This is a genomic window from Pseudomonas avellanae BPIC 631 (genome assembly GCF_000444135.1).
Classification (GTDB): Bacteria; Pseudomonadota; Gammaproteobacteria; order Pseudomonadales; family Pseudomonadaceae; genus Aquipseudomonas; species Aquipseudomonas avellanae.
This window is the reverse complement of sequence record NZ_ATDK01000331.1, coordinates 1-6,665: the sequence shown is the minus strand read 5'-3', so window position 1 is coordinate 6,665 and position 6,665 is coordinate 1. Positions and strand designations below refer to the sequence as shown.

Here is a 6,665-nt window from a genome sequence, read left to right as displayed (position 1 = left end):
GCCATGTGCACAGTGTCCTTGTGGGAGGGAGCTTGCTCACGAAGAGGCCGGTGCAGACGCTGAATACCTACTGATCAGCCAGTCTTTCTTCGCGAGCAAGCTCCCACGGGAAGCAGGTACTGCTACAACAACTTATCCAGCGTTATCGGAAACTCGCGTATCCGTTTACCCGTTGCGTGGTAGATGGCGTTGGCTATCGCTGCCGGCACACCGACGATGCCGATTTCGCCCACGCCCTTGGAGCCCAGCGCGTTGACGATGTCGTCATGTTCTTCGACAAACAGCACGCCTATGTCGCCGATGTCTGCGTTCACCGGAACGTGGTACTCGGCCAGGCTGTGGTTCATCGGGCGGCCCAGTGTGTGGTCAAGCAGGGATTCTTCCTGCAGTGCCATGCCCATGCCCCAGACAACGCCACCCAGAATCTGGCTGCGTGCCATCTTCGGATTGACCACCCGGCCCGCCGCTACAGCGCTGAACACACGGCTGACCTTGATGGTGCCCAGGTCCTCATCGACCAGCACTTCGACGAACACCGCCGAATGCGTCGCCGCCGCGTAGGCTTCGCGCTTCTTATCCGGCTCGGCGTCCACTTGTACCTCGATCACGCCGCTGGCCTGAGACGCCGCCAGTTCTGCCATCGACAGCACCTGATCGCCAAGGTACAGCTTGCCTGATTCAAAACGAGCTTCATCCGGCGTAACAGACGCAAACTGCGGATGCAGCCCTTTGGCCACTTCCAGCACCTGACGCTGCAACGCCTGACACGCCTGCTGCACCGCCGTGCCCACCGACGACACCGTAAACGAGCCGCCCTGCAACGGCGCGGTCGGCAATGAAGAGTCGCCCAGCAGGAAGGTGACGTTCTCGACATCGATACCCGCAGACTCAGCCGCAATCTGCGTCATCACGGTGTACGTCCCCGTGCCGATGTCGGTCGTGGCGCTGCTGACCACCAGCGTGCCATCCGCTTCAAGACGCGCTTTGGCGCTGGCTTTCATCTGCATTGCTTCCCAGACACCGCCCGCCATGCCCCAGCCGACCAGTTGGCGACCCTGACGCATGCTGCGCGGTTCCGGGTTGCGGCGCTCCCAGCCAAACCGCTCGGCGCCCTGGCGGTAGCACTCGCGCAGTTCCTTGCTGGAATACGGCTTGTCTTCGTTGCCGTTACGCTCGGCGTAGTTGGTCAGGCGCAGGCGCACCGGATCGATGGCCAGCGCGCAGGCCAGTTCGTCCATCGCGCATTCCAGACCGATCATCCCCAATGCGGCGCCCGGCGCGCGCATGTCCAGCGGCGTGAATACATCCAGCGGCACCAGCTTGTAGGTCAGTTGCACGTTGTCGCAGTGATAAAGCATGCCGCTCCATTCCACGACGTGCTCGCTGAAATCCTCGAAACGCGAGGTCTGGCCGATGGCTTCGTGCCCCACGGCCAGCAGACGACCATTGGCAGCAGCGCCCAGACGCAAGCGCTGAACAGTGCGCGGGCGATAACCAAAGGTGAACATCTGCTGGCGGGTCAGGGTCAGGCGCACCGAACGCTTCAGGTGCAGCGCGGCCATCACCGCCAGAGGCAGTTGATATTGCGGACGCAGACCAGAACCGAAAGCACCGCCGACAAACGCAGCCAGTACGCGGATCTTGTCCTTCTCCAGGCCGAAAACCTTGTGCAGGTAGTCCTGACAGTTCTGCGGGCCTTGGGTCTTGTCATGAATCTGCAAGCCGCCGTCTGCCTGATACAGAACGGTCGATGCGTGCGGTTCCATCGGGTTGTGGTATTCGCTGGGCGTGCTGTAGGTCACATCGACACTCAGCGCCGAACTTGCCAGCTCGCCCTCGAAATTGCCACGCGGTGGTGGCAGTTCTGCAGGCGCGTCGTAGGCTGTGTCGAGCATGGCCTGCAGATCGGTCTCGTGGGGCGCCTGTTCGTACTCGATACGCACCAGCGAACCGGCATGCCGCGCCAGTTCAAGCGTCTCGGCCACCACCAGCGCGAGCGGCTGACCGCTGTACAGCACGTTGTCGTTATACAGCGGGCGAAACGGCGAACCATCCGCCGAGTCGGCGTCTTCGTAATTCTCGTCGTAGCTGGCCAGCGACGGGCGATTGCTGTGATCGAGCACCACCACAACGCCGGGCACTTTCAGCGCTTCGCTGATATCAATGTTGAGCACGCGACCCTTGGCGATGGTGCTGGAGACCACGCTGCCATGCAGCAGGCCTTCTTCCGGGTACTCACCGGCGTAACGTGCGCCGCCGGTTACTTTCAGTCGGCCGTCAACGCGGTCCACGGGTTTGCCCATTGGCGAAAATGGCTGATTCATTGGGCGCTCTCTCCTGTTGCGGCATCGCTCAGGGCACGAATGATCGCGCGGCGGGCCAGTCTGACTTTGAAACCGTTTTGCGCAAGCGGCTGCGCATCTTTGAGCATGGCGTCGGCGGCGGCGGCGAAGTTCTCGCGGGTCACCGGCTTGCCGATCAGCAGGCGTTCGACCTCCTTGTCACGCCAAGGCTTGTGCGCCACCCCGCCCAGCGCCACGCGCACGTCGCGCACCACGCCATTTTCCAGACTCAAGGCCGCAGCGGCAGATATCAGCGCAAACGCATAAGAAGCACGATCACGTATTTTCAGGTACGCACTATGGCTGGCGAAACTTTCGGCCGGCAGCTCGATGGCAGTGATCAACTCATCGTCGGCCAACAGGTTGTCGCGCTGTGGCGCATCGCCAGGCAAACGATGGAAGTCTGCGAACTCGATAGTCCGCTTGCCTGCTCGCCCTTCGACATGCACCACGGCGTCCAGCGCAGCCAGCGCCACGCACATGTCCGACGGGTGCGTGGCAACGCAATCGTCACTGGCACCGAGGATCGCGTGGTTGCGATTCAGGCCATCACGTGCGGGGCAACCGGTGCCGGGCTCGCGCTTGTTGCACGGCACGCCGGTGTCGTAGAAGTAATAGCAACGGGTGCGCTGCAACAGGTTACCGCCCGTGCTGGCCATGTTGCGCAGTTGCGGCGAGGCACCCGCCAGCACGGCCTTGCTCAGCAACGGATAACGAGCTTCGATCAACGGGTGATACGCCAGATCGGCGTTGCTCACCAGCGCCCCGATCATCAGCCCACCAGACGCCGTCTCGCTGACATCGCGCAACGGCAGGCCGGTGATATCAATCAGGTGCTCGGGCTGAGTGACGTTTTCTTTCATCAGGTCGAGCAAATTGGTGCCGCCCGCGATAAAGCGTGTGGCGGGTCCGCTCAGGTTGACGGCCGCGCTGACGTCGGTCGGCTTGCTGTAGGTAAACGGGTTCATGCGTTCACCTCCGGCTTGGGTGCCGCATTGTGAAACTGTGGCAGCGCTTCTTCGACGGCGGCCAGAATATTGCTGTAGGCACCGCAACGGCACAGATTACCGCTCATCAGTTCCTGAATTTCGGCGCGGGTGCTGGCGCGGCCTTCGTTGGCAAGTCCGACGGCCGAGCAGATCTGCCCCGGCGTGCAATACCCGCACTGGAACGCGTCGTGCTTGATGAAGGCTTGCTGCATCGGGTGCAGTTGCTCGCCATTGGCCAGGCCCTCGATCGTGGTCAGCTCGGAGCCGTCACACATGATCGCCAGCGTCAGGCAGGCATTGATGCGCGTCCCGTCGCGCAGTACGGTGCAAGCGCCGCACTGGCCGTGGTCGCAGCCTTTCTTGGTGCCGACCAGATCGAGCTGATCGCGCAGCAGGTCGAGCAGGGTGGTCCAGGGCAGCACATCAAGCTGGCGGGGCTGCCCGTTGAGGGTCAGCGAGATCGCGTGGGTCGCGAAATCCTTCGGGTTCGGGGTTGTTGCACTCATGGAAACCTCACGGTAGGCATTCGCTTAGCGCATTTTTATGCGTCTTGAGGGTGGGACTTCGTGAGGTATGCAACGTTCAGGCTTTATGGATGAGCGTACTGATCATCGAAAGGGCGTGATCCACAGGCAGCCATCCCGACACGCTGCTGGTATGATGCGCGGCTTTTTCCGACCTGCAAAAATCAAACGGGCTGCCGCTGCAGTCTGTGCTTTGCTGTTGGAGTCGATCATTCACGACGCGCGCCGCGTCACGGAGAGCCAGACATGCTGGAAAGGCTGTTTCAACTCAAGGTACACAACACCAACGTGCGAACCGAGATTCTTGCGGGCGTCACGACTTTCCTGGCGATGGCCTACATCCTGTTCGTCAACCCGAGCATCCTCGGCGAAACCGGCATGGACAAGGGCGCAGTGTTCGTTGCCACCTGCCTGGCAGCGGCCATCGGCTCGACGGTGATGGGCCTGATCGCCAACTACCCGATCGCCCTGGCACCGGGCATGGGCCTGAACGCCTTCTTTACCTACACCGTTGTGCTGCACATGGGCCATAGCTGGCAGGTGGCGCTGGGTGCAGTGTTCATTTCGGCGGTGATGTTCTTCATCCTGTCGATCTTCCGCATTCGCGAATGGATCATCAACAGCATCCCCCTGCCCCTGCGCTCGGCCATTGCCGCCGGTATCGGCCTGTTTCTGGCACTCATCGCCCTGCACAACGCCGGCATTGTGGTCAGCAACCCGGCCACCATCATCGGCATGGGCGACCTCAAGCAGCCTGCTCCGGTGCTCGCCACCCTGGGTTTCTTTCTGATCGTAGCGCTGGACCACCTCAAAGTGCGCGGCGCCGTGCTGATCGGCATTCTTGCCGTCACGCTGGTGTCCATCGGTCTGGGCTTCACGCCGTTCGGCGGCGTGGTGTCGATGCCGCCGTCGCTGGCACCGACCTTCATGCAACTGGACATCATGGGCGCACTGGATGTCGGCCTGGTCAGCATCATCTTCGCGTTCCTGTTCGTGGATATCTTCGATAACTCCGGCACGTTGATCGGCGTCGCCAAGCGCGCCGGGCTGATGGGCAAGGACGGGCACATGCCGAAAATGGGCCGTGCGCTGATCGCCGACAGTACTGCGGCAATGGCCGGTTCCCTGCTGGGCACCTCGACCACCACCAGCTACATCGAGTCGGCGGCGGGCGTGAGTGCCGGTGGCCGCACTGGGCTGACTGCCGTGGTCGTCGCCGTGCTGTTCCTGCTGGCGCTGTTCTTCGCCCCGTTGGCTGGCAGCGTGCCTGCTTTTGCCACCGCACCGGCGCTGCTGTTCGTCGCGGTGTTGATGGCTTCCGGCCTGGCCGAGATCGACTGGGACGACATCACCGTCGCAGCACCGGTGGTGATCACCGCGCTGGCGATGCCGTTCACCTATTCCATCGCCAACGGCATCGCCTTTGGCTTCATTTCCTGGACAGCGATCAAAGTCCTGTCGGGACGCTGGCGTGAGCTGAATTCCGCGCTGGTGATCCTGTCGATTTTGTTCGTGATCAAGCTGGGCTGGTTCAACGCATGAGTGTTCCTTTCGACCCTGCGAGCTACGACCGTCAGCTCGAAGAAAAAACCGTCCGCCTGCGTGAGTTGCTGGCACCGTTCGACGCGCCCGAGCCGCAGGTGTTTGATTCACCGCGCGAGCATTACCGGCTGCGCGCCGAGTTTCGCTTGTGGCGCGAAGACCAGAAGCGCTATTACGCGATGTTCGCGCCGGGCAACAACAAGACGCCGATCCTGCTCGAAGGCCTGCCGATTGCCAGCGAGCGCATCAACGCGCTGATGCCGGTGCTGCGCGAGCGTTGGGAAGCCAGCCCGACGTTGAACCACAAGCTGTTCCAGGTGGATTTTCTGACCACGCTGGCGGGCGATGCCATGATCACAATGTGCTATCACCGGCCGCTGGACGATGAGTGGCTGGCTGAAGCAGAGGCGCTGGCGAAAGAGCTGGACGTGAGCCTGATCGGTCGTTCCAGAGGTCAGCGACTGGTCATCGGCCATGACTACGTCACTGAAAAACTCGACGTGGCTGGCCGCACCTTCAGCTATCGCCAGCCAGAAGGCGCGTTCACCCAGCCCAACGGCACGGTGAACGGCAAGATGCTCAACTGGGCCTTTGATGCACTGGGCGAGCGTCAAGACGACCTGCTGGAATTGTATTGTGGCAATGGCAACTTCACCTTGCCGCTGGCCACCCGCGTGCGCAAGGTGCTGGCGACCGAGATCAGCAAGACCTCGGTCAACGCCGCGCTGAGCAATCTGGATGACAACGGCGTGGACAACGTCACCCTCGTGCGTCTGTCGGCAGAGGAATTGACCGAGGCGCTGAACGAAGTGCGCCCGTTCCGCCGTCTGCAGGGCGTGGACCTGAAAAGCTATGATTTCGGCAGCGTCTTCGTCGACCCGCCCCGCGCCGGCATGGACCCGGACACCTGCGAACTGACCCGCCGCTTCGAGCGTATTCTATACATCTCCTGCAACCCCGAAACCCTGGCCGCCAACATCGCCCAACTGCACGACACCCACCGGGTAGAACGCTGCGCCCTGTTCGACCAGTTTCCGTATACCCACCATACGGAATCGGGGGTGTTGCTGGTCAGGCGTTGAGGCTTATCTGACTGACCATCGTGCAACGCTCCGCGTCCGGTCTTCAATGCGCGGCGCAGCGCAAATCTTTGACGCAGAGCGTCACCCAAGGCATTCCTACGCTGGAGCGTGAGGAACGATAGGTGTCTGGGCTGGAGCGCGCGGAACAACAACCTCACTATCGTGTGACGCTCCGCGTCGCATGCC

At 62.0% G+C, this 6,665-nt stretch carries 5 protein-coding genes; 2 read left to right on the top strand and 3 right to left on the bottom strand.

Going from position 1 to position 6,665, the window contains the following annotated elements; all coding sequences use genetic code 11:
- Positions 1 to 122: 122 nt before the first annotated feature.
- From DW49_RS0120260 to DW49_RS0120250, 3 genes are read right to left on the bottom strand one after another with little or no spacing between them, the layout of a single operon-like run.
- Entirely contained in the window at positions 123 to 2,324 is a 2,202-nt protein-coding gene (locus DW49_RS0120260) for a xanthine dehydrogenase family protein molybdopterin-binding subunit (RefSeq protein ID WP_005620578.1), read from the bottom strand.
- Positions 2,321 to 3,310 (bottom strand): FAD binding domain-containing protein, encoded by a 990-nt coding sequence (locus DW49_RS0120255; protein WP_005620579.1) that lies wholly within the window; start codon positions 3,308 to 3,310, stop codon positions 2,321 to 2,323. The genes DW49_RS0120260 and DW49_RS0120255 overlap by 4 nt, the downstream gene beginning before the upstream one ends.
- Entirely contained in the window at positions 3,307 to 3,837 is a 531-nt protein-coding gene (locus DW49_RS0120250) for a (2Fe-2S)-binding protein (protein WP_005620581.1), read from the bottom strand. Before DW49_RS0120250 ends, DW49_RS0120255 begins: the two co-directional genes overlap by 4 nt.
- Before the next feature lie 264 nt (positions 3,838 to 4,101).
- On the opposite strand from DW49_RS0120250, the gene DW49_RS0120245 reads away from it, so the two are divergent.
- Positions 4,102 to 5,397, top strand: coding sequence for an NCS2 family permease (locus tag DW49_RS0120245; RefSeq protein ID WP_005620582.1), 1,296 nt, complete (start codon positions 4,102 to 4,104; stop codon positions 5,395 to 5,397).
- The gene (trmA, locus tag DW49_RS0120240) at positions 5,394 to 6,479 is read left to right on the top strand and encodes a tRNA (uridine(54)-C5)-methyltransferase TrmA (protein WP_005620583.1); all 1,086 of its coding nucleotides are present in this window, start codon (positions 5,394 to 5,396) and stop codon (positions 6,477 to 6,479) included. The genes DW49_RS0120245 and trmA overlap by 4 nt, the downstream gene beginning before the upstream one ends.
- The last annotated feature ends 186 nt before the right edge of the window (positions 6,480 to 6,665 follow it).